We start from the raw sequence: 22,798 nt of genomic DNA, 5'->3' as shown, positions 1-22,798 counted from the left end.
CGAAATATTTCATTAGGATTACGTTTCGACATTAATTAACAGACTAAGTCTGTTAATTAATATGGTTCCTGAGGCAACTCGAAGGAACCATAAAAGCAGTTATTAAATAAAAACAACTATTAAAACTTCATGTCAATTACGTTTCTTTATAGTAACGTTTATAAATTTGAATTAAAAAAAGCAACGATTATTTCGTTGCTTTTTTTTCTTCCCATTGTTTTCTCAAATCGCTAGAAAGTATACCAGAACCATCGTGTTTCCATCCTGGAGGTTTTATAAAATATAACAAACGTTTTGTAAAAGAGGTGTTACTGGTAAAAGCATCTTTAAGCATATGATACCATTCTACAAAAGCAACTTTTACAGGATTATAAGTCTCAATATTTTTAACGAGTCCGTATATCGGTTTCTCCACTTCAGGTTCAAAAGTGCCGAAAAGTTTATCCCAAATAATAAAAATTCCAGCATGATTACGATCTAGATATTGCGGATTTGTAGCATGATGCACTCTATGATGACTAGGAGTATTAAAAATAGCTTCAAACCATTTAGGAAGTTTATCAATCAATTCTGTATGAATCCAATACTGATATAATAAACTAATACTCATTTGTGTAATTACCATAATAGGGTGGAAGCCAACAAGAATTAAAGGCAACCAAAAAACAAACGTATAAAAACCACCGGTCCAAGTTTGACGCAATGCAGTACTTAAATTATATTTTTGAGAAGAATGATGCACCACATGACTCGCCCAGAATAAGCGACTTTCATGAGCAATTCTATGATTCCAGTAATACACAAAATCTTCAGCAAACAACAACACTATCCAAGCCCACCAAGTAAAAGGAATTGTAAAAAAACGATATTGATATAGCCAAACAAACAAAGCAAACATAATACCTTTAGAAAGTAATCCTAAAGCAACATTACCAAGTCCCATCGTAATAGAAGTAGCAGCATCTTTAAATTCGTATTCGTCTAATTTTACTTTTACGGTTAAAATAGCTTCAACAATTACTGTAATTACAAAAATAGGAATAGCATAATGTATTAAATTAGGAATCTCAGGTATGTGCATAATAGGATTTTGTGTTGGTAAGATACTAAATAAGAACGTTAAAATGCTATAGAAAATAGAATGTTACACTGTTGAAGGCTTAGATAAAAGATTTTAAAAATCAATCTGTTTTATACTTGTATCTGTAAGCAAAGCTGTCTTATCTCTTTACTTTCTAATATTATAAAAGGCTAAAAATGAAAAAATAAAGAGAAAATTTATTATTTATAGAGTAAAATATGTATATTTGCACGCTTTAAAATAAATTAAACAATTAATTATGAATCATTACGAAACTGTTTTCATTTTGAATCCCGTTTTATCTGAAACTCAGATAAAGGAAACAGTAAAAAAGTTCGAGGACTATTTGGTTTCTAAAGGTGCAGAAATGATCCACAAGGAAGATTGGGGCTTAAAAAAATTAGCTTATCCAATCCAAAAGAAGAAAAGTGGTTTCTATCACTTATTCGAGTACAAAGTAGCAGGAGAAACTATTGCTCCGTTTGAATTAGAGTTTAGACGTGACGATAGCATTATGCGTTATTTAACTGTAAAGTTAGACAAGCACGCTGCTGCATGGGCTGAGAAAAGAAGACAACGTGTTAAATCTGCAAAAAAGTAATCAGTTATGTCATCAATTGAACAACAAGCAAAAGGAAACAAGCAAGGAGAAGTACGTTACTTAACTCCGCTTGATATCGAAACTAAGAAAGAAGCGAAATATTGTCGTTTCAAGAAGAGCGGTATTAAGTACATCGATTATAAAGATCCAGATTTCTTAATGTACTTAGTAAACGAGCAAGGTAAAATTTTACCAAGACGTTTAACAGGAACTTCATTAAAGTACCAACGTAAAGTTGCGCAAGCAATTAAAAGAGCACGTCATTTAGCTTTAATGCCGTATGTTGGTGATATGTTAAAATAATAAAGAAGTAGAAACATGGAATTGATATTAAAAAAAGACGTAGAAAACTTAGGTTTTAAAGACGATGTAGTAACTGTTAAGAATGGTTATGGACGTAACTACCTAATTCCTCAAGGATATGCAATTTTAGCTACTTCTTCAGCTAAAAAAGTATTAGCTGAAAACTTAAAGCAACGTGCATTTAAAGAAGCTAAATTAGTAGAAGATGCTAACAAATTAGCAGAAGCTGTTAAAGGATACGAGTTAAAAATCGCTTCTAAAGTAGGAACAGGAGATAAATTATTTGGTTCTGTTAATAATGCAGATGTTGCTGCAGCATTAGCTAAACAAGGAACTGAAATCGATAAAAAATATATCAAAGTAACTGGAGGTAACGTAAAGAGATTAGGTAAATATAATGCCGCTGTACGTTTACACAGATCTGTAGTTGCAGACATTATTTTTGAAGTAGTAGCTGAAAAATAAGAAGTAGGTTAATTACTTGTTAAAAAAAAGCAAAGCACGCTCGTAATGAGCGTGCTTTTTTCATTTAATTTTAATGTGAATTAATCAATTAACACAAAATTAAAATTTTATGATGAGAAGGTCTTTGTTTTCAATCTTATTAATCTTAGTGTGTTACACGCTTAATGCCCAAGTAACGACTTCTAAGATTAAAGGAACAGTAACAGATAAGTCGGGGGAAGGCTTGTTTGGTGCAAATATTATTGTATTGCACGTTCCAACAGGTACAATTTCTGGTGCAGTTGCACAAGATAACGGTAAATATACGGTTGCAAATTTACGGGTTGGGGGACCGTATAAAGTAACGTTTAGCTATGTTGGTTTTAAATCTCAAGAAGTAGAAAATGTATTTCTTACACTTGGAAAAACAACCAATATAGATGCTTCATTATCTGAAGATGGAGAAACATTAGATGAAGTAGTGATTTCTGCTTCAAAAAGTAAAGTGTTTAATAGCGATAGAACAGGAGCGCAAACAAGTGTTTCTGCTACACAATTAAAAACATTACCTACAATTTCTAGGTCTGCAGCAGATTTTACGCGTTTAGAACCTACTGCAAGTAATGGATCTTTTGGAGGAAGGAACGATCAGTTTAATAACTTTTCTTTAGATGGATCTATTTTTAATAATCCTTTTGGATTAGATGCTGCAACTCCAGGTGGACAAACCGGAGCGCAACCAATTTCGTTAGATGCAATAGAACAAATTTCTGTTTCTGTAGCACCATATGATGTTACTTTAGCAGGATTTACAGGAGCTTCTGTAGATGCTGTAACAAAAAGTGGAACAAATGAGTTTACTGGAACGGTATATGGTTTTTATAGAAATGAAAGCCTGACTGGAGGTAAAATTCAAGGACAAAATGTTTTTAAACCTAAATTAAATCAAACACAATACGGAGTTAGTATTGGAGGACCAATTGTAAAAGACAAATTATTCTTCTTTGCAAACTTTGAGAAAGATGATAGAGTTGATTTAGGTTCTAATTTTCAGCCAAGTACAGGAGGTACTTTAGGAGTAAATGATTCCAGAGTTTTAGAATCAGATTTACAATTGGTTAGTAATATCTTAAGTCAAATTGTGGTTGGGCAAGATGCACAAGGTAACAATGTATTTTACAATCCTGGAGCGTATCAAGGTTTTACATTTGATCAAAAATCGACGAAAGGAATTTTTAAATTAGATTGGAATATTAACGATAAACACCGTTTAGCGTTTATTTATAATTTCTTAAGAGCATCAAAAGAAAAACCAGCACACCCAACAGCTTTAGGATTTAGAGGACCAAGTGCCACTACATTACAATTCGAAAATGCAGGATATGAAATTAATAATAATATCGATTCTTTCTTAATCGAATTAAACTCTAGTTTCAATCAAGAAACATCGAATAAACTACAAATAGGATATACAGAGTTTGATGATTTTAGAAATCCATTATCTACACCAGCACCGTCAATTACATTATTAGACGAATTTGGAGCTTCAAACTATATTATTGCAGGTCATGAACCATTTTCTATCAATAATCAATTAGACCAAAAAGTATTACAAATTACCAATAATATGAATTTTTATAAAGGCAATCATACTATTACAGTTGGCTTCTCTTTTGAAAAATTTATGTTCGATAACTCATTTAATTTAGGCGTTTATGGAGCGCAAGGAGTCTTTTTTCCTTCAGGAACAATTAACGATTTTAGAAATTTAGATGCTGCAGGAGAAGCAGCATTAGTAGCTACGTATCAAGCACAGTTTAATGCAGCAATTGCCGCTAACAATAGTTTAAGTGCAAATGGTATAGGAAATCCAGGAGGTTGGGCATTGGCAGAAACCAATGTTGGTCAATTAGCATTTTATTTACAAGATGAATGGGAAGCAACAGATGATGTAAAGTTTACTGTTGGAATTCGTTTCGACAAACCTTTGTATTTCGATACTGCAGAAAAAGCACAAGAAGTAATCGATAATGCTTGTTGTTTCAATCCTAATGCACCATATTTCAATCCAAATACAGGACAAACTACTACTTTAGATAATAGAGTAGTTCCTACAAATGAATGGTTAATTTCACCACGATTTGGATTCAATTGGGATGTAAACGGCGAAAAGAAATTACAAGTACGAGGAGGTACAGGAGTATTTACTGGACGTTTACCTTTTGTATGGTTAGGAAATCAAATAGCAAATCCAAATACATTTTTCTTACAAATGGTTGATCCAGATTTTCAATTTCCACAAGTATGGAGAACAAATATTGGAGCAGATTACAGATTTGAAGATGGTTGGGTAGTTACAGGAGATATTTCTTATACACAAGATATAAATGGAGCACATGTACAAAACTGGGGATTAAATACACCTTCAGGAACATTAAATACACCATTTGATACTAGACCAATTTATACAGATGCAGACAAAGCAGGAAATGCAGCGTATGTATTTACAAATACAGATAAAGGAAGAGTGTATAATTTTACTGCAAAAGTTGAAAAATCATTTGAAAACGGTTTATATGCTAATATTGCTTATAGTTATTTGAACTCTAAAGATGTAAACTCTATTGAAGCAGAAATTACAGGAGATGCGTGGAATTTTAATCCAGCTTTAGGGAATGTAAATGATGCTGTTTTAGGATACTCTAGATATGGAGATACACATAGAATAATTGGAGTAGCTTCTAAGAAATTTAATTATGGAGGAAATAAATACGCTACTACGATTTCTACATTCTTTGAGTATGCAAGAGGAGGGAGATTTAGTTATACATATGGAGGGGATATAAACAATGATGATGTAAATGCAGGAGACGGAAGCAGAAATGATTTAATTTATATTCCTACAGATACTGAAATTGATCAAATGAATTTTGATACGTCTACAGGAAACTCAGTAAACGACCAAAGACAAGGACTTAAAAATTATATTGCACAAGATGAATATTTAAATAGCAGAAGAGGACTATATGCAGAACGTTATGGAGCATTAGCTCCTTGGAGAAGTCGTTGGGATGTGAAGATTTTACAAGATTTTAATTTTAACGTTTCTGAGAATAAACAAAATACAATTCAATTAAGTATTGATATCTTAAACTTTGGAAATTTATTAAATTCTGATTGGGGTTCTGTACAGCAAGTTGGAAACGTTCAGCCTATAGGAGTGAGTGTAGATGCAACAAATACACCAACTTATACTTTTGATCCATCATTAACCGAAACGTTTGTATACGATACTAGTTTAAACTCACGTTGGCAAATGCAATTAGGTTTACGTTATATCTTCTAAAATATTTATAAAAATTAAGAATTATTAAAACTGTAATCAATTCAAAAGATTACAGTTTTTTTTATAAATAAAAATATAAAAAGGGGGATTTTCCTGATGCAACACTCAAGAAGTTTGTGATATTTGTAATCAACATACTTTATATAATTTTTAGGGGATTATAGATTATATAAAATTAAACTCTGGCTGTTTAGTCAGAGTTTTTTGTTAAAAATTAAAGTCCGTTTTTAGTATAAGTAAAAACCTTAATCTTACAGTGAAGATTAAGGTTTTTTGACGTTTATTAACGAGTTAATAAACCTAATATAAAAGTATGTAGTTAAAGTAAGTCCTTCTTAATAAGAAATGTACTAATTAGATTATAATACGATTTCCTGATTCTTTAAAATATCGTCAAAAGTCTCTCTTTTACGAATTAAATAATCTTTTCCTTCATGAATCATAACTTCTGGTGGTCTATATCTAGAATTGTAATTAGAAGCCATTGAGAAACAGTAAGCACCTGCATTTGAGAAGCAAAGTACATCATCTTCTCTAATTTCATTAATTCTTCTATTTGTTCCAAAAGTATCTGTTTCACAGATATATCCTACAATACTATAAAAGCGCTCTCTACCTTTTGGATTAGAAAGGTTTTCTATAAAGTGATACGAATTATAAAACATAGGACGTATTAGGTGGTTTAAACCACTATCTATTCCTGCAAATACCGTTGATGTTGTTTGTTTTATAACATTTACAGAAGCTAAAAAGTAACCAGCTTCGCTTACTAAAAACTTACCAGGCTCAAACATTAAAGTTAAATCTTTCCCGTATTCTTTACAGAACGCATTAAATCGCTTCGATAAATGCGTACCTAATTCTTCTATATTTGTTGAAATATCACCTATTTTGTATGGAACTTTAAAACCGCTACCAAAGTCAATAAATTCTATACTTTTGAATTGCTTTGCTACATCGAATAAAATTTCAGTAGCCATTAAAAAGGTATCAACATCTAAAATATCAGATCCTGTATGCATATGAATTCCATTAATATGCATTCCTGTATTTTCTACCACACGTTTAATATGAGGTACTTGATGTATAGAAATACCAAATTTAGAATCGATATGTCCCACAGAAATTTTTGAATTTCCTCCAGCCATTACATGTGGGTTAATTCGGATACAAACAGGAATTTCTGGATGCTTTTGACCAAATAATTCTAAAATAGATAAATTATCTATATTTATTTGTACACCTAGCTTAGCAACGTCTTCAATTTCTTTTAAAGATACCCCATTAGGCGTGTAAATAATGTTTTTAGGCTCAAATCCAGCAATTAATCCCAGTTTTACTTCCTGAATGGAAACAGTATCGAGCCCACTACCTAACTGATTGAAAACTTTTAAGATATTAACATTAGATAAGGCCTTTGCAGCATAATTAATCTTTACATTCTTTACTTTAGAGAAAGCTTTAGTAATTCGTTTATACTGAGTTTTAATCTTTTCAGTATCATATACATATACGGGGCTTCCGTATTTTTTTGCTACATCTAACAGTAAATTTCTATCCATTTTTTATTCAATTTAATGCGTCAAATGTAAAAGATATGAGAGCGAAAAAAAATTGAATTTTAGAATATAACACAATTAACATTTGTGTGAAATATTATACGAAATACATACTTTAACAAAAAAAATAAGATTTATTTTGCTTTTTAACACTTACAACCCGTATATTTGCTACGAAATCAATATCGATATGAGGTATTAGTTATTGATTTTATTTTAATGGGAGGTTAATTAAAAACTCCAGCGCTTGCTGGAGTTTTTTCTATTTTTAATATGTAAGTTATCTCTTATTTAAACTTAACTGTCACTTTTTCAGCGATTCCAACAATTACTTGAGTAGCTTTTACAATTGATTCAGCAGGTACATACTCGTATCTTCCGTGGAAATTATGACCACCAGCAAAGATATTTGGACAAGGTAACCCTTTGTATGAAAGTTGAGATCCATCTGTTCCTCCTCTAATAGGTTTAATTAACGGAGTGATATTCATGTCTTTCATTACTTCTTCAGCAATATCAACAATATACATTACAGGAGTAACCTTTTCCTTCATGTTATAGTATTGATCTTTTATTTCTATAGAAATAGCTTCTTTACCTATGCGTTCATTAATTTTTTTAGCAGTAGCCAGCATTAATTCTTTTCTTTTTTCGAAAAGATCCATATCATGATCACGGATAATATACTTTAATACTGTTTGCTCAACTTTACCTTCCATAGTATGTAAATGGAAAAAACCTTCATAACCAGAAGTTTGCTCTGGAACTTCATTTGCAGGTAAAGCATTTATAAACTGACTAGCAATCGTCATAGAATTTACCATTTTACCTTTTGCATATCCTGGGTGTACAATTTTTCCAGCAATAGTAACAACAGCCCCAGCAGCATTAAAATTCTCATATTCTAATTCTCCAATCTGACTTCCATCCATAGTATAAGCCCATTGTGCACCAAATTTTTCTACATCAAACTTATGCGCACCTTTTCCAACTTCTTCATCTGGAGTAAAACAAATACGTATTTTTCCGTGTTTGATATCTGGATTTTGAATTAAATATTCCATTGCAGAAACAATTTCCGTTACACCAGCTTTATCATCTGCACCCAACAAAGTTGTTCCATTGGTTGTAATAAGAGTTTGTCCTTTGTATTGTAATAAATCTTCAAAATAAGAAGGAGATAAAATAATGTTTTCGTCAGCATTTAAAACAATATCCTTACCGTCATAATTCTCATGAATTTGAGGCTTAACGTTAGCTCCTGTAAAATCAGGACTCGTATCTATATGTGCTACAAAACCTATGGTTGGTACTTCATAATCTATATTACTAGGAAGCGTAGCCATTAAATAACAGTTTTCATCTAATTCAACATCTTCCATACCGATATCTTTCAACTCTTGCTCTAATATTCTAGCTAAATCCCATTGTTTTTCAGTACTAGGAAATGCAGGATTATTAGGATCAGATTCTGTATCTACAGTTACATATTTAATAAATCGGTTAATGATATGCTGTTTGTTCATTCTTTTAAATTTAGTAGGTCAAAAATACGTTATTTTAAACGTATATCATCAATCAGTTTTATAGCCTTACATAAGCGTTCATTAACTAACGAATCGCCATAAACTTCTGTTTTAACGTGTAAGAAACCATTAGTTTCTTTTGCAAATAGATTTAATACATGATAAGCGAATTTACCTTGTTTTCCTTTTGCAAGATTATAGTAAGCATTTTTATCATGAAACTTTATTTCTTTAGAAGCAATTTGTGTCAATTCCATTTTTGAATTATCTGTAGCTATTTTTTGAATAAAAGCTGCATCAATTTCAATAGGGTTTAACACAAAAGAAACATCCATAATAAATGCTTTTGTTAAATTTTGTGTTGTATCTGCCGTATAAATAGAAGAAACAACATCATCATAATATAAGTTTGTTTTCCAATTATTAGGAATTTCAATAGTAAAATTCTTTTTAAAGTCGGTTACTTCTTCAAGATTATTAAAACCAGAAGTTTTACAGTCAAAATCTTTACTTAACTGATTAGAATTACAAGAAGTACAGATAAAGACGAATGCTAAGATAAAATAAAGGGATTTCATAAGTTGTTTTTTTCAAAATATGCAATAAGCAAATCTACAACATAGCTGTAAGAATCTATACCTTTTGTTTGATTATTTGCTTTTAAGTAGGAATTGTAACCTTTCTTAAGAAGCGGTTCAATAGGGTTTTCAAACTGTCTCCAAAACTCATAATTATCTTTCAATTCTTTTGCAATGCCTTTATGTGTTTTTTCCCATAACACTTTATATTTTTCAGGATCTCTTTTTCTAATTTCTCGCATACAATATCGAAAAGCCATACGATAACCAGAATAGTTAAAGTATGGGTCGTTACTATAAATACAAGCTAGAAAGCCTACAAAATTGGCATCGTTTTCTGCAGACCATCCTATTTGATGTGCTACTTCATGACAAGTTGTAGATGGATAGCCTGCTTTCGGAAGCATATCGTTTACCTGCGCTTCTCCTGTAATAGGATTTAAATAACCAGCAGTACCATTATAAGATTGAAAGAGACTGACTAAGGAACTTTTAATTGATGGATTGGTATATCGTAATTGTGGATAGTCTTTTACTACATAATCATAAGCTACAGGAACTTTCTCATATATTTCTGAAGTTGAATAAGGAACAATTACTTTCAGAGTATCATTATTTGTAATTTTTAGTTGTTGCGTATTTAACTTTTCAATAATTTTAGTAGTAACATTTATAAGTTGATCCGTAGTATATTGTGATTGTTGTAATCCTAAATTTTGAGCTAAGGGTTCTCTAAAATAATTAAGTCCCCAAAACATATAAAAAGCAAAATAAAGAATTGATAAAAAAGAAATTAACTGTAAAAGGTTGTTGATAAAATTTCGAAACTTTGTTTTAATTAGTTTATAAACTTTATACATAAGTACACCTATGAGAAATAATCCAAGAAGATCTCCAAAAGAGAACGGAATCCAACCCAGTAAAAACCTGAATAAATTAGAAATATATGGATAAATTCCATTGGAATAATACTGCTCTATAAATGCAGTTTTTCGGCTTAAAAATTGCACTATTAGAATTTGAATAGGCAATAAAATGATTAAAAAAATGGTTTTTTTAGAAAGCTTCATTAGCTCAAAAATAGCAAACATATAACGTTATCAACATACTAATAACAATTTTGTTTACATTTTTTGTGAAAAAAGAAAAACAGGGTTAACAGCAATAAATATCAACGTAAAAAATTACTTTTGTCTTTATGGAGAGAACGCAAAGTTTAAGAGGGGCAAGGACAGACAAGTCTAAAATTATTAATTTAGAAAAAGGAAAATTACCACCACAAGCGCTAGATTTAGAAGAAGCCGTGTTAGGGGCAATGATGATCGATAAAAAGGGGATAGATGAAGTCATTGATATTTTACATCCAGAAGCATTTTACGATAAGCGTCATCAAGAAATTTATGCGGCAGTTTATGAACTTTTTCAGAACTCAGAACCTATCGATTTAAAAACGGTAGCACATCAATTAAGGAGTAATGGAAAAATAGATATTGCAGGGGGAGATTTTTATTTAGTGGGATTAACACAAAAGGTAGCATCGTCTGCCCATATTGAATTCCACTCTAGAATTATTTTACAAAAATATATCCAAAGAAGATTAATTTCTATTTCTTCTGAAATTATAGAAAGCGCTTATGATGAAACGACAGACGTTTTTGATTTACTAGATGATGCCGAAGGAAAATTATTTGAAGTAACCCAAGGAAACTTAAAGAAAGGAGCAGAAGGAGCAGGATCATTAGTACAACAAGCAATTAATAAAATTCAGGAAATATCAAACCAAGAAGGAATGAGTGGTTTGGCAACTGGATTTACAAAGTTAGATGCATTAACTTCTGGATGGCAACCTACCGATTTAATTATTATTGCGGCACGTCCCGGTATGGGAAAAACCGCATTCGTAATTTCCATGGCAAAAAATATGGCTATTGAATTTAACCATGCAGTAGCAGTTTTCTCTTTGGAGATGTCATCGGTACAGTTAATTACACGTATGATTTCTTCTGAAACAGGATTAACTTCAGAGAAATTACGTAAAGGAAATTTAGAACCACATGAGTGGGAGCAATTGAATGTTAAGGTAAAAAGACTTTCAGATGCGCCTATTTTTATTGATGATACACCAGCGTTATCTATTTTCGATTTAAGAGCAAAAGCACGTCGTTTAGTATCGCAACATAACGTACGTATTTTAATTATTGATTACTTACAGTTAATGACTGCTGGAGGAGCAGGAGGAAACCGTGAACAAGAAATCTCTACAATTTCCCGAAACTTAAAAGCACTAGCAAAGGAATTAAATGTACCAGTAATTGCACTTTCACAGTTATCTCGTTCGGTAGAAACACGTGGAGGAAGTAAACGTCCGTTACTATCCGATCTTCGTGAATCTGGAGCGATTGAGCAGGATGCCGATATTGTATCATTTATTTTCCGTCCAGAATATTATGGAATGACAGAATGGGATGATGATGATCATACACCATGTGAAGGACAAGGAGAGTTTATTGTAGCAAAACACCGTAACGGTGGTTTAGATAATATTCGTTTAAAGTTTACAGGACACTTAGCAAAATTCTCAGATTTAGAAGAAGGATTTAGCAGTGAATTCCAATCGAGTATGAACTCTTTCTCTTCAGACACATTGCCATCTCCATCTACGGAGGATGCGTTTGGTGCACCAGAAAGTAATACACCACCACCAGATTTTAACGATGACGTGCCTTTCTAGGAAATGCTAAACATATTATAAAATTAGATGAAATACACAATTACTACTCAGTAATTGTGTATTTTAGTTTTTAGAATGAAGAAATACATATTAATACTTACTTTTTTATTTAGTGTAAATACAATTTGGGCCTCATTTGTGTACTTACCAATGAGTCACGATAACCAAAAGAACCATTTAAAAGCCTATGGAATTGTATATTATGCCTTGCAAAATGGACTAAAAGCAAAATGGTTATTAAATTATGATGGAGGTGCATTTTTAATAGAGAATAACGATGCTGTTGTAAATGAATGTAAAGTGCGTGGTGTATCGTATGAAGTAATTTCAGATGCAAAATCACAATTAATCTTAGAAGAGATAGCTTCGCCAAGTAAAAATCAAGAAGCAGTAACCTTAGAAAAAGCACCTAAAATTGCAGTGTATTCACCTAAAAATAAAATGCCTTGGGACGATGCCGTTACAATGGTGTTAACCTATGCAGAAATTCCTTTTGATGTTGTATATGACGAAGAAGTGTTGAATGATGAGTTATTATTATACGAATGGTTGCATTTACATCATGAAGATTTTACAGGGCAATACGGACGATTTTATGGAGCTTTTAGAACTGCACCTTGGTACATTCGTCAGAAAAAAGAAGCAGAAGCTTTGGCTACTAAATTAGGATATAGTAAAGTTTCTGAAGAAAAGAGAGATGTAGCTAAAAAGATTAGAGATTATGTTGTGGGAGGTGGTTTTATGTTTGCAATGTGTTCTGCAACAGATAGTTTTGATATAGCATTAGCAGCTGATGGTGTAGATATTTGCGAAACAATGTTTGACGGAGATCCTTCGGAACCAAACTATCAATCTAGAATTGATTTTAATAGAACAATGGCTTTTAAAGACTTCGAATTGATTCGTAATCCAACAACTTATGAATTTTCTTCTATAGATATGACTCGTAAGCGACGAATTAATAAAGAAACTGATTATTTTGTATTGAAAGATTTCTCAGCAAAATGGGATCAAGTTCCAACGATGTTATGTCAAAATCATACTCAAGTTGTAAAGGCATTTATGGGACAAACTACGTCTTTTGATAGAAGTACCATAAAACCTACAGTATTAGTGTTAGGTGAAAATACAAATAATAAAGAAGCTAGATACATACATGGTACAAAAGGAAAAGGGATGTTTACCTTTTATGGAGGCCACGATCCTGAAGATTACCAGCATAGAGTAGGCGATCCAAAAACAGAATTAGATTTACATCCAACTTCACCAGGATATCGTTTAATTCTTAACAATGTATTGTTTCCAGCAGCAAAAAAGAAAAAACAAAAAACTTAATTATAAAAAAGGTGGCTGAGTATATCGAAGTCACTTTTTTTTGTTTATAATCTAATTAACTATTATCATTTAATTTTTCTAATCGTTTAATAAAATAAGAAGGTTTCATTCTAGTAAACTTATGAAATGCTTTAGAAAAAGATTCTGTACTATTAAATCCCATTTCTATTGCTAATGCTTTTACGGTATATTTTCGAAGCATAACATCTTCTTTTAGTTGTTGTACTGTATATTCTATTCTTAGTTTATTAATGTAATTGGTAAACGTTAGCTCTTTATGTTGATTTACTACTTTAGACAGGTAATTTGAATTGGTATTTAATTGTCGTGCAAGATATTTCAGATTAATTTTGGGGTTTAAAAAACCATTATTCAACTCAAAACCAGCTAATTTTTGTAAGAGATCTTGAGTAATATCATCTGGTAATTGTGGTTTCTTTGTTATAGTTTTTATAGTTGTATGATGCGAAGTAATTCTGGGAATCGGCTTTTTATTGATGACTTTTAGAAAAGCTCTCTTATAGCGATACTTTCTATTGATTTGATACCCTAAAAGTAATGAGATGAATGTGGTAACTCCAACAAAAGTAAGTGTATGGCTTTTTTCTTTAGAAATTTTATTTTCAAGCTGTTGTATAATAGCATTTTTTTCAGCTAACAGCTTAGGTTTATCATATTCTTCGGTTAATGATTTAGAGATTTGTAGATTTTCTTTAAATATATTTTCTTTTAAGTTTAATAGTTTATCAATGTAGATTAATTGATTTTTGATATCCTTTTTTTCTTTATAATTATTCACTAAAAAGTTAAAAGATGTAACTATTCTAGAAGAAATTAAATTGTTATTGAAATCAAATAACGAATCTGATTTTTTATGAAATTCAAAAGCTTTTTGTTGATTATTCATTTTTTCATATGAATCTCCAATTATAGAGAATATATCAGACAAGATATCATTATTAAAACCATAGCTATAATTTCCAATTATGTTACTTAATATATCGATTGCTTCATTATATTTTTTTCTATCATATTTTAGAAGTCCTCTATGATATTTAGCCTTATTAAGCATATATTGATCATCAATATGATTATAAATTTGTTCTGCTTTATTAATAAAAACTAAAGTAGAGTCCCATTTCCTTTGTTTTCTATAATTAGATGCAATCTTTAAAGGTAAACTTAAAAAAGAGCGATCAAAATAAGTGTATAATTTACTTTCTTCTAAATAATTAAAAGCATTAAAATAGGTAGTAAGAGATTTTTTTAAATCACCATTGTCTTCATTTAAATCGGCTAGATAGATATTAAAACGATGCTTCATTTCTTTGTCGGATATCTTTGAAATATCGCTTTCTATTTCTAATAGTAGTTTTATAGCTTTAGATTTTTCTTTTAGTTTTAAAAATCTTTTTACTTTCATCAAATTAATATCTAATGCTGTTTCATATAATTTTAATTTCTTACATGATAAAATTAAAGAATCACTTTTTACTATATAATTTTGATAATCGTTTGTTATAAGTGCAAGGTAATATAAACCTCTTTCTACCCGTAGGAAGTCTTCTTGATTTTGAGCTCGTTTAATTTCTGCTTTACAAAATATTATAGACTCTTTTTTATTAGATTTATTACTGTTTATAGCTACTGATAAAAGAGGATTGTATGGTGGTGTTAATTCATTTGATTGACAAAAAGCATCAGAAAAAAAAATAATTAGGGAGGATATAAGAAGAAATCTTAATTTAATCATAGACATTTTTTGTTTGAAAACAAAAATAAGCATTTTGAAACGAGAATTTTAAGGTTTTTTTAATTATTGATATATAGTGTTTTAGATGTTTTAGGACTCTGGTTTCTTGAATCTAGAGTGCTAAATCTTGTCTAATTCAGAGAATAGTTTTTTCTTTGAGGAAAAGGGTTCGGAACACGGAATATATATAAGGACGGGAAAATTCCAACAGAAAAAGAAAAATCAATCAAATAGCCTCACTATTAAACGAACCCTTTTTATTCTTTATAGAAAAGAGTCCAAAATAATTAGCATATTACTGTAAAGTTATAGGAATCAAAAACTGAAATTAATTATACATTTTGAATGCAAATGATTATTGTGAATTGAAAAATTACTTTTAATTGGCTTTTGTATTTACAAAAACTTACTTTTGCCCTCACAAAACAAAACAAAATGCCAACAACTCAACAACTTCAAGATTTCACACAACAAGTACGTAGAGATATATTACGCATGGTACATGCAGTTAATTCTGGTCACCCAGGAGGATCTTTAGGATGTGCTGAATTTTTTACTTGCTTATTTCAGGAAGTAATGGATTATAGTACAGACTTTGACATGGATGGTAAAAATGAAGATATGTTCTTCTTATCAAACGGTCATATTTCTCCAGTATATTATAGTGTTTTAGCACGTAGTGGATTCTTTCCAGTAGCTGAATTAGAAACGTTTAGAAAATTAGATTCTCGTTTACAAGGACATCCAACAACACATGAGCATTTACCAGGAATTAGAATTGCTTCTGGATCATTGGGACAAGGAATGAGTGTTGCTATTGGAGCTGCTGAAGCTAAGAAATTAAATAACGACGATAAGATTGTATATTCTTTACACGGAGATGGAGAGTTACAAGAAGGTCAGATTTGGGAAGCAGCAATGTATGCAGCAGCTAAGAAAGTTGATAATTTAATTTCTACAGTAGATGTAAATGAAAAGCAAATAGATGGTACTACAGATGAAGTATTAGCTATGGGAAGTTTAAAAGCAAAGTTTGAAGCTTTTGGATGGGATGTATTAGAGGTTAAAGAAGGAAATAATGTAGAAGCTATTTTAGCTGGACTAGCTGAAGCAAAATCACGTACAGGTAAAGGAAAACCAGTTTGTGTATTATTATATACAGAAATGGGGAATGGAGTAGACTTTATGATGCACACGCATGCTTGGCATGGTAAAGCTCCTAACGATGAGCAATTAGCATCTGCATTAGAGCAAAATCCTGCAACTTTAGGAGATTACTAAGAAAAAAACATAACATTTTAAAACGTTGTTACTTACAAGTAACAGCGTTTCTTTTTTAATAATCTTAACATTATGACGTAAACAAATACGTATTTTTACGTCCAAACCGAACAAACAAACTTTAAGGTAAATTATGAGAATTGGTATTGTATGTTATCCAACATTTGGAGGAAGTGGAGTAGTGGCAACCGAATTAGGAATGGCATTAGCAGATAAAGGACATGAAGTACATTTTATAACATATAACCAGCCTGTTCGATTAGATTTTATATCTCATAATTTGCATTTTCATGAAGTTGCTTTAGAAGAATATCCATTATTTCAATATCAGCCTTATGAATTAGCATTATCTACTAAGATGGTAGAAATTGTATCGCGACATAATTTAGAAGTTTTGCATGTGCATTACGCAATCCCACATGCTTATGCTGCATATATGGCTAAGAAAATGCTAAAAGATGAAGGAATTAAGGTAAAAGTGGTAACAACACTTCACGGTACAGATATTACCTTAGTAGGAAGCCATCCAACGTATAAAACAGCAGTAGAGTTTAGTATTAATAAATCTGATGAAGTAACTGCGGTTTCTGCAAGTTTAAAAGAAGATACATTACGTTTATTTAATATTGAAAAAGATATTAAAGTGGTGTATAATTTTATTGATGGAAGTAAGTATGAAGTTGCGCATCAAGAAGAATGTAAAAGAAGTGCTTTAGCTGAAGAAGGAGAGAAAATTTTGACACACATAAGTAATTTCAGACCTGTAAAAAGAGTGCTTGATGTTGTTCAAATATTTAATAAGGTTCAAAAAGAAATACCATCAAAACTATTAATGGTTGGAGATGGACCTGAACGTTCAAAAGCAGAGCAATTGGTTAGAGAATTAGGAATAAGTGATAAGGTAATTTTCTTAGGAAACAGTAATGAAGTAGCTAAGTTGTTATGTTATTCAGATATATTCTTATTACCATCAGAAACTGAGAGTTTTGGATTGGCAGCGTTGGAAGCAATGGCAGCAAATACAGTTGTAATCTCTTCAAATACAGGAGGACTTCCAGAAGTTAATATTCATGGAGAAACTGGGTTTTTAAGTGACTTAGGAGATGTTAATGATATGGCAAAAAATGCAGTTGCTATTTTAAAAGATGATGCAAAGCTTTTAAAAATGAAGCAAAAGGCAAAAGAACATACGAAGCTATTCTCTTTAGAAAAGGTATTACCGCAATACGAAAGTATTTATAAAGCTTGTTTTTAATTTGATTTTGTAAAAAATCAATGCTAATATATTTTTATTGTATTTTTAGTTGATAACGAATAAAATAAAAGGGAGGGAAAACTTTCTAGCACATTAGAATCCTTTTATTTTTTATAAATGATTTATATATGAAATACTTAATACTATTAGGTATATTATTATGTATCAATACGAGTATCTATAGTCAAATAGATGCTAATTCAGTAATGGGATTACCTACAGTTACTAATACTACGGAAATGCAGGGAATTACAGGAGCTAATACAGGTTCTATTGTGTATAATATTGCAGAAGAAGAGATATTTATGTTTAATGGAATAACATGGATTTCTTGTAATTTAAGTAACACAGGCCTTCAGTTTTATACATGGAATACAGGAAATGTATCCCAGCCAAATATTAATAATAAACGTGGTTTAGGAGTATCTACAACTCAAGGAAGAACAACAGCAGATTTAAACAATACATTAAGAGGAAATTTAGCTCCGGATAATGATGGCTATATTATTGCTTTTATAGGAACTATTAGGGTTCAAAATACAGGTAATTTTACATTTACATCTCGCTCTGATGATGGAAGTAGAATTTATATTGATGATGTAGTAGCTTTAAATAACTGGTTCAACCAAGCTCCAACTACTAGAACTGCAACTGTAAACTTAGCAGCTGGTGAACATAAAATTGAATTCTGGTATTATGAGAATGCAGGAGGAGATTTCATGGAGTTTACTTGGGGAGCTAATCCTGATGGATATACTTCGGGAAGTGTGATAAATGCAAATCAGTTTTTTGTGAAATAAAAATAAAAAGGTTGAAAATCAATATTTCAACCCTTTTGTTCTATCTCATTTATTATAAAACGCTAAACTTTCTTTGATTAGCTCACTAGAAGCTTCAGCATTGATAACAAAACCTTCGTAATCTTTTAATAATACAAACTTTACAATACCACTTTCATTCTTCTTGTCATGTTTTAGTAACTCCATAATAGGTTGTACATCTTCAGGAAGTATAATGGTTTTACCATAGATAGCAGTAATAGCTTGTTTAATTTCGTTTGTTTTCTCTATAGAAAAACCTTGAGTTTTAGAAGAAATAAAAGCTTCGCAAACCATACCAATAGCAATGGCTTCTCCATGCGTTAAAGCTTCTTTATGTTCATTTTCTAAAAAATAAGATTCTATAGCATGACCAATGGTATGTCCCCAATTTAAAACTTTACGAAGTCCTTTTTCTTTAGGATCTTCTGTAACAACTTCGTTTTTAATTTCAATAGAACGATGAATTAAATCAACAAGATTTACATTAGGGTTGTCTTTAATTTCATTAAATAAATGAATATCATGTGTCATTCCATATTTAATGATTTCTGCAGTTCCAGAGCGAATTTCTCTAGAAGAAAGCGTGTGTAAATATTCAGGGTCTATCAATACCATTTGCGGATTAGCAAAAACACCAATCTGGTTTTTCAATACCCCCAAGTCTACACCAGTTTTACCTCCAACAGAAGCGTCAACCATAGATAAAAGTGTTGTAGGAATATTAATAAAATCAATTCCTCGTTTAAAAGTTGAGGCAACAAACCCACCTAAATCAGTTAAAACCCCGCCACCTAAAGTAATTACTAAACTTTTTCTATCAGCACCTAATTCAGTCATAGCATTCCAAACACCAACGCAAGTTTCAATGTTCTTATGAATCTCGCCAGCATCAATTTGAATAACTTCAATAGGACTTTCAGTTTGAAAGTTTTGAATAAACCTAGGATAGCAACATTCAAGCGTATTATCGTCTACCATAATAAAGATAGAAGAATAGTTATTTTCCTTTACAATACGTGCAAGTTCTACGTATGCTTTTTCGTTAAAATGAATTGGATAAGTTGTTGCTAAAATAGTTTCCATGTTACTGTAAAAATAAGATGCAAATTAAATAGAAAATATTAAAATATTTCATTGTTGTCTGCTATATTTGTTCTTTTGAAGTTTAATAGGTTATCTATATAAATGAAACTTTTTGAAAATACTGAAGTAGCTTTTAAGCTAAAGTCTGATTCTGAGTTAGAAAGGGCTTATTTCTTATTCCGCTTAATCCAAAGCCAACCAATGGTACGTATCGGTACCGCAGTTACCAATTTTGCATTAAAAGCACATTTACCTGTAGAAGGATTAATACGTTCTACTGTTTTCGATCACTTTTGTGGTGGCGTTACAGAAGAAGATTGTATTCCTAGCATTGAAAAAATGTACAATCAAGGTAAAGTGCATAGTGTATTAGATTACTCTGTAGAAGGTAAAGAAGCTGAGGAAAGTTTTGATAATGCGGTAGAAACGATAGAAAATATTATTAAATTTTCTGATGAAAAAGATGCGGTTCCTTTTGCTGTATTTAAACCTACAGGTTTTGGAAGATTTGCATTGTATCAGAAAATAGGAGAAGGAGAGGAACTTTCTGCAGAAGAACAAGAAGAATGGAATCGCGTAAGAGAAAGATTTCATAGAGTATGTAAGTTAGCATATGAAAGTGATGTTCCATTATTGATTGATGCTGAAGAAAGTTGGATGCAAGATGCAGCCGATGATTTAGTTGAAGAACTAATGAGCATTTACAACAAGGAAAAAGCAATTGTGTTTAATACTTTACAGATGTATAGACATGATAGAATGGAGTACTTGAAAGAATTACACCAACGTGCACACCAAAAAGGGTTTCATATTGGTATGAAAGTAGTGCGAGGTGCTTACATGGAAAAGGAACGAGCAAGAGCAGAAGAGAAAGGATATCCATCACCTATATGTAAGAATAAACAAAAGACAGATGAGAATTACGATGAGGCAATTCTGTATATGATGGAGCATAAAAATATGGCTTTATTTGCAGGAACTCATAACGAAAATAGTTCTTACCTGTTAATGGAGTTAGCAGAGAAATACAACATTACAAAAGACGATAAACGCATGTGGTTTGGCCAATTATATGGTATGAGTGACCATATTAGCTTTAACTTAGCAGCAGCTGGTTATAATGTAGCTAAATATGTGCCTTTTGGACCAGTTAGAGACGTAATGCCGTATTTAATTAGAAGAGCAGAAGAAAATACTTCTGTAGAAGGACAAACTTCTAGAGAATTAAATCTGTTGAAAACTGAAAAAGCACGTCGTAAATTGTAAGTACGATATGTAGTTTTGAAGCTTTAAAAAAGGGTTCAAGATTATGAAATCTGCTTTATATAATAAAATTAGCTCTTTTATAAGAGCCAACACAATTAAAAACAAAGATTAAAATTATGCAGTTCGATCATCAAATATTTGATTTAATTCAAGAAGAAAAAGAGCGTCAGCTAAATGGATTAGAACTTATTGCTTCAGAGAATTTTGTTAGCGAGCAGGTTATGCAAGCCCAAGGCTCTGTGTTAACAAATAAATATGCAGAAGGATATCCAGGTAAACGTTATTATGGTGGGTGTGAAGTAGTAGATGTTGTAGAACAGATTGCTATAGATAGAGCTAAAGAACTTTTTGGAGCAGAATATGTAAATGTACAACCACACTCAGGAAGTCAAGCTAATACAGCGGTTTTTGCTGCTTGTTTAAAGCCTGGAGATACTATTTTAGGATTTGATTTAGCACATGGTGGACATTTAACACATGGATCACCAGTAAACTTTTCTGGAAAATTATACAACCCTGTTTTTTATGGAGTAGATAAAGAAACTGGTTTAATAGATTACGAGCATTTAAAAGCACAAGCTGAAGAGCATAAACCAAAATTAATTATTGCAGGAGCTTCTGCTTACTCTAGAGATATGGATTTTAAACGCTTTAGAGAAATAGCAGATAGCGTTGGAGCTATTTTAATGGCAGATATTTCACACCCAGCAGGATTAATAGCAAAAGGAATTTTAAACGATCCGTTACCACATTGTCATATCGTAACTACTACAACTCACAAAACGTTAAGAGGACCGCGTGGAGGAATGATTATGATTGGTAAGGATTTCGAAAATCCATTTGGTTTAAAATTAAAGAGTGGGAAACTTAAAAAAATGTCTACATTATTAAATAGTGCAGTTTTCCCAGGAAATCAAGGAGGACCATTAGAGCATGTTATTGCTGCTAAAGCGGTAGCATTTGGAGAGGCATTAACAGATGAGTTCTTAGAATACCAAATACAAGTAAGAGCAAATGCACAAGCAATGGCAGAAGCATTTGTAGCAAAAGGATATAACATTATTTCTGGAGGAACAGACAATCATATGATGTTAATAGATCTTAGAAATAAAGGAATTACAGGTAAAGACGCTGAAGCTGCTTTAGGTAAAGCTGAAATTACTGTAAATAAAAACATGGTGCCATTCGATACAGAATCACCGTTTGTAACTTCAGGAATTCGTATTGGAACTCCAGCAATTACTACACGTGGTTTAGTAGAAGAAGACATGGAAGCTATTGTCGATTTAATTGATGAAGCAATTCAACATGCAAATGATGACGATAAGTTACATGCCATAGGAGAGAAGGTGTACGATTTAATGCACCATAGAAGATTATTTGTAATGTAAAAAGTAAAAGTAAAAACTAAAATTAAATATTTAAATATGAAAAAAGTAATTGTAACTTTAGTACTATTAGTAGTTAGCTTTTCAGTAAAAGCTCAAGAAAAAACAGCTTTTGAAAAAGATACTTATAAATTAGTAGAAATTCTTACAAAACCAACATTAGCTCCAGTAATTAGTCAATTTACTTCTTTGGTAAAGACAGAAAATGCAACTGCTTTTATTAAAGCTGTAGAGGCTACTTATCCAGAATTATATACATCTTTAAGTAAAATTTATATGGATGAATATACGCACGATGAAATAAAACAATTATTAAAGTTTTATGAGTCTCCTTTAGGACAAAAAGTAGCTAAAAGTTCTGGCAAATTAGCGCAAAAAGGAATGCAAGCTGGACAAGCTTGGGGAATGAAAGTTCAAGGTATTATGACGAAATATCAATAAAAAGAT

General features: G+C 31.3%; 19 protein-coding genes. 12 read left to right on the top strand and 7 right to left on the bottom strand.

Annotated elements, in window-relative coordinates:
• Positions 1-187: 187 nt before the first annotated feature.
• Positions 188-1,081 carry a sterol desaturase family protein gene (locus ACKTTC_RS10080; RefSeq protein WP_408039693.1) on the bottom strand — a complete coding sequence of 298 codons (894 nt, stop codon included), beginning with the start codon at positions 1,079-1,081 and terminating at the stop codon, positions 188-190.
• A 259-nt stretch (positions 1,082-1,340) separates the two neighbouring features.
• Between ACKTTC_RS10080 and rpsF the strand changes: the two genes are divergently transcribed.
• The 4 genes from rpsF to ACKTTC_RS10060 all read left to right on the top strand — a co-directional run bounded on the left by rpsF (position 1,341) and on the right by ACKTTC_RS10060 (position 5,775).
• Positions 1,341-1,682: a 30S ribosomal protein S6 gene (rpsF, locus tag ACKTTC_RS10075; protein ID WP_408039692.1), complete on the top strand. Its 342-nt coding sequence runs from the start codon at positions 1,341-1,343 to the stop codon at positions 1,680-1,682.
• A 6-nt stretch (positions 1,683-1,688) separates the two neighbouring features.
• Positions 1,689-1,985 carry a 30S ribosomal protein S18 gene (rpsR, locus tag ACKTTC_RS10070; RefSeq protein WP_408039691.1) on the top strand — a complete coding sequence of 99 codons (297 nt, stop codon included), beginning with the start codon at positions 1,689-1,691 and terminating at the stop codon, positions 1,983-1,985.
• A 15-nt stretch (positions 1,986-2,000) separates the two neighbouring features.
• Positions 2,001-2,450 (top strand): 50S ribosomal protein L9, encoded by a 450-nt coding sequence (gene rplI / locus ACKTTC_RS10065; protein WP_408039690.1) that lies wholly within the window; start codon positions 2,001-2,003, stop codon positions 2,448-2,450.
• A gap of 109 nt (positions 2,451-2,559) precedes the next feature.
• Positions 2,560-5,775, top strand: a complete 3,216-nt coding sequence (locus ACKTTC_RS10060) for a TonB-dependent receptor (RefSeq protein ID WP_408039689.1) — start codon at positions 2,560-2,562, stop codon at positions 5,773-5,775.
• 359 nt (positions 5,776-6,134) lie between these two features.
• On the opposite strand, the gene lysA is transcribed toward ACKTTC_RS10060, so the two are convergent.
• From lysA to ACKTTC_RS10040, 4 genes are all read right to left on the bottom strand, one after another.
• On the bottom strand, positions 6,135-7,337 hold the full coding sequence (lysA, locus tag ACKTTC_RS10055) for a diaminopimelate decarboxylase (RefSeq protein ID WP_408039688.1): 1,203 nt from the start codon (positions 7,335-7,337) through the stop codon (positions 6,135-6,137).
• 284 nt (positions 7,338-7,621) lie between these two features.
• Entirely contained in the window at positions 7,622-8,860 is a 1,239-nt protein-coding gene (gene pepT, locus ACKTTC_RS10050) for a peptidase T (protein ID WP_408039687.1), read from the bottom strand.
• Positions 8,861-8,889: 29 nt separating this feature from the next.
• A complete protein-coding gene (locus ACKTTC_RS10045; protein ID WP_408039686.1) occupies positions 8,890-9,438 on the bottom strand; it encodes a hypothetical protein in 549 nt (182 codons plus the stop codon).
• A complete protein-coding gene (locus tag ACKTTC_RS10040; protein ID WP_408039685.1) occupies positions 9,435-10,448 on the bottom strand; it encodes a DUF3810 domain-containing protein in 1,014 nt (337 codons plus the stop codon). Before ACKTTC_RS10040 ends, ACKTTC_RS10045 begins: the two co-directional genes overlap by 4 nt.
• A 188-nt stretch (positions 10,449-10,636) precedes the next feature.
• On the opposite strand from ACKTTC_RS10040, the gene dnaB reads away from it, so the two are divergent.
• Positions 10,637-12,169, top strand: a complete 1,533-nt coding sequence (gene dnaB, locus ACKTTC_RS10035; RefSeq protein ID WP_408039684.1) for a replicative DNA helicase — start codon at positions 10,637-10,639, stop codon at positions 12,167-12,169.
• A 75-nt stretch (positions 12,170-12,244) separates the two neighbouring features.
• Positions 12,245-13,504: an asparagine synthetase B gene (locus tag ACKTTC_RS10030; protein ID WP_408039683.1), complete on the top strand. Its 1,260-nt coding sequence runs from the start codon at positions 12,245-12,247 to the stop codon at positions 13,502-13,504.
• A gap of 55 nt (positions 13,505-13,559) precedes the next feature.
• Here ACKTTC_RS10030 and ACKTTC_RS10025 read toward each other — a convergent pair whose 3' ends face one another.
• Complete coding sequence (locus ACKTTC_RS10025) at positions 13,560-15,257, bottom strand: helix-turn-helix domain-containing protein (RefSeq protein ID WP_408039682.1); 1,698 nt, start codon at positions 15,255-15,257, stop codon at positions 13,560-13,562.
• Between the two features lie 435 nt (positions 15,258-15,692).
• Between ACKTTC_RS10025 and ACKTTC_RS10020 the strand changes: the two genes are divergently transcribed.
• From ACKTTC_RS10020 to ACKTTC_RS10010, 3 genes are all read left to right on the top strand, one after another.
• Positions 15,693-16,538, top strand: a complete 846-nt coding sequence (locus tag ACKTTC_RS10020) for a transketolase (RefSeq protein WP_408039681.1) — start codon at positions 15,693-15,695, stop codon at positions 16,536-16,538.
• A gap of 133 nt (positions 16,539-16,671) precedes the next feature.
• The gene (gene bshA / locus ACKTTC_RS10015) at positions 16,672-17,793 is read left to right on the top strand and encodes an N-acetyl-alpha-D-glucosaminyl L-malate synthase BshA (RefSeq protein WP_408039680.1); all 1,122 of its coding nucleotides are present in this window, start codon (positions 16,672-16,674) and stop codon (positions 17,791-17,793) included.
• A gap of 128 nt (positions 17,794-17,921) precedes the next feature.
• Positions 17,922-18,593: a PA14 domain-containing protein gene (locus tag ACKTTC_RS10010; RefSeq protein WP_408039679.1), complete on the top strand. Its 672-nt coding sequence runs from the start codon at positions 17,922-17,924 to the stop codon at positions 18,591-18,593.
• 45 nt (positions 18,594-18,638) lie between these two features.
• Here ACKTTC_RS10010 and aroB read toward each other — a convergent pair whose 3' ends face one another.
• The gene (gene aroB, locus ACKTTC_RS10005; protein WP_408039678.1) at positions 18,639-19,697 is read right to left on the bottom strand and encodes a 3-dehydroquinate synthase; all 1,059 of its coding nucleotides are present in this window, start codon (positions 19,695-19,697) and stop codon (positions 18,639-18,641) included.
• A gap of 102 nt (positions 19,698-19,799) precedes the next feature.
• Here aroB and ACKTTC_RS10000 point away from each other — a divergent pair, with 102 nt between their 5' ends.
• The 3 genes from ACKTTC_RS10000 to ACKTTC_RS09990 all read left to right on the top strand — a co-directional run bounded on the left by ACKTTC_RS10000 (position 19,800) and on the right by ACKTTC_RS09990 (position 22,792).
• Entirely contained in the window at positions 19,800-20,963 is a 1,164-nt protein-coding gene (locus tag ACKTTC_RS10000; RefSeq protein ID WP_408039677.1) for a proline dehydrogenase family protein, read from the top strand.
• 116 nt (positions 20,964-21,079) lie between these two features.
• The gene (glyA, locus tag ACKTTC_RS09995; protein WP_408039676.1) at positions 21,080-22,354 is read left to right on the top strand and encodes a serine hydroxymethyltransferase; all 1,275 of its coding nucleotides are present in this window, start codon (positions 21,080-21,082) and stop codon (positions 22,352-22,354) included.
• Between the two features lie 36 nt (positions 22,355-22,390).
• Positions 22,391-22,792: a DUF2059 domain-containing protein gene (locus ACKTTC_RS09990; protein WP_408039675.1), complete on the top strand. Its 402-nt coding sequence runs from the start codon at positions 22,391-22,393 to the stop codon at positions 22,790-22,792.
• The last annotated feature ends 6 nt before the right edge of the window (positions 22,793-22,798 follow it).

The sequence above is a fragment of the Tenacibaculum amylolyticum genome, from assembly GCF_964511145.1.
In the GTDB taxonomy this organism is placed as follows: domain Bacteria; phylum Bacteroidota; class Bacteroidia; order Flavobacteriales; family Flavobacteriaceae; genus Polaribacter; species Polaribacter amylolyticum.
Note: the sequence above shows the minus strand (reverse complement) of the source record. Positions and strands in the feature narration are given on the sequence as shown.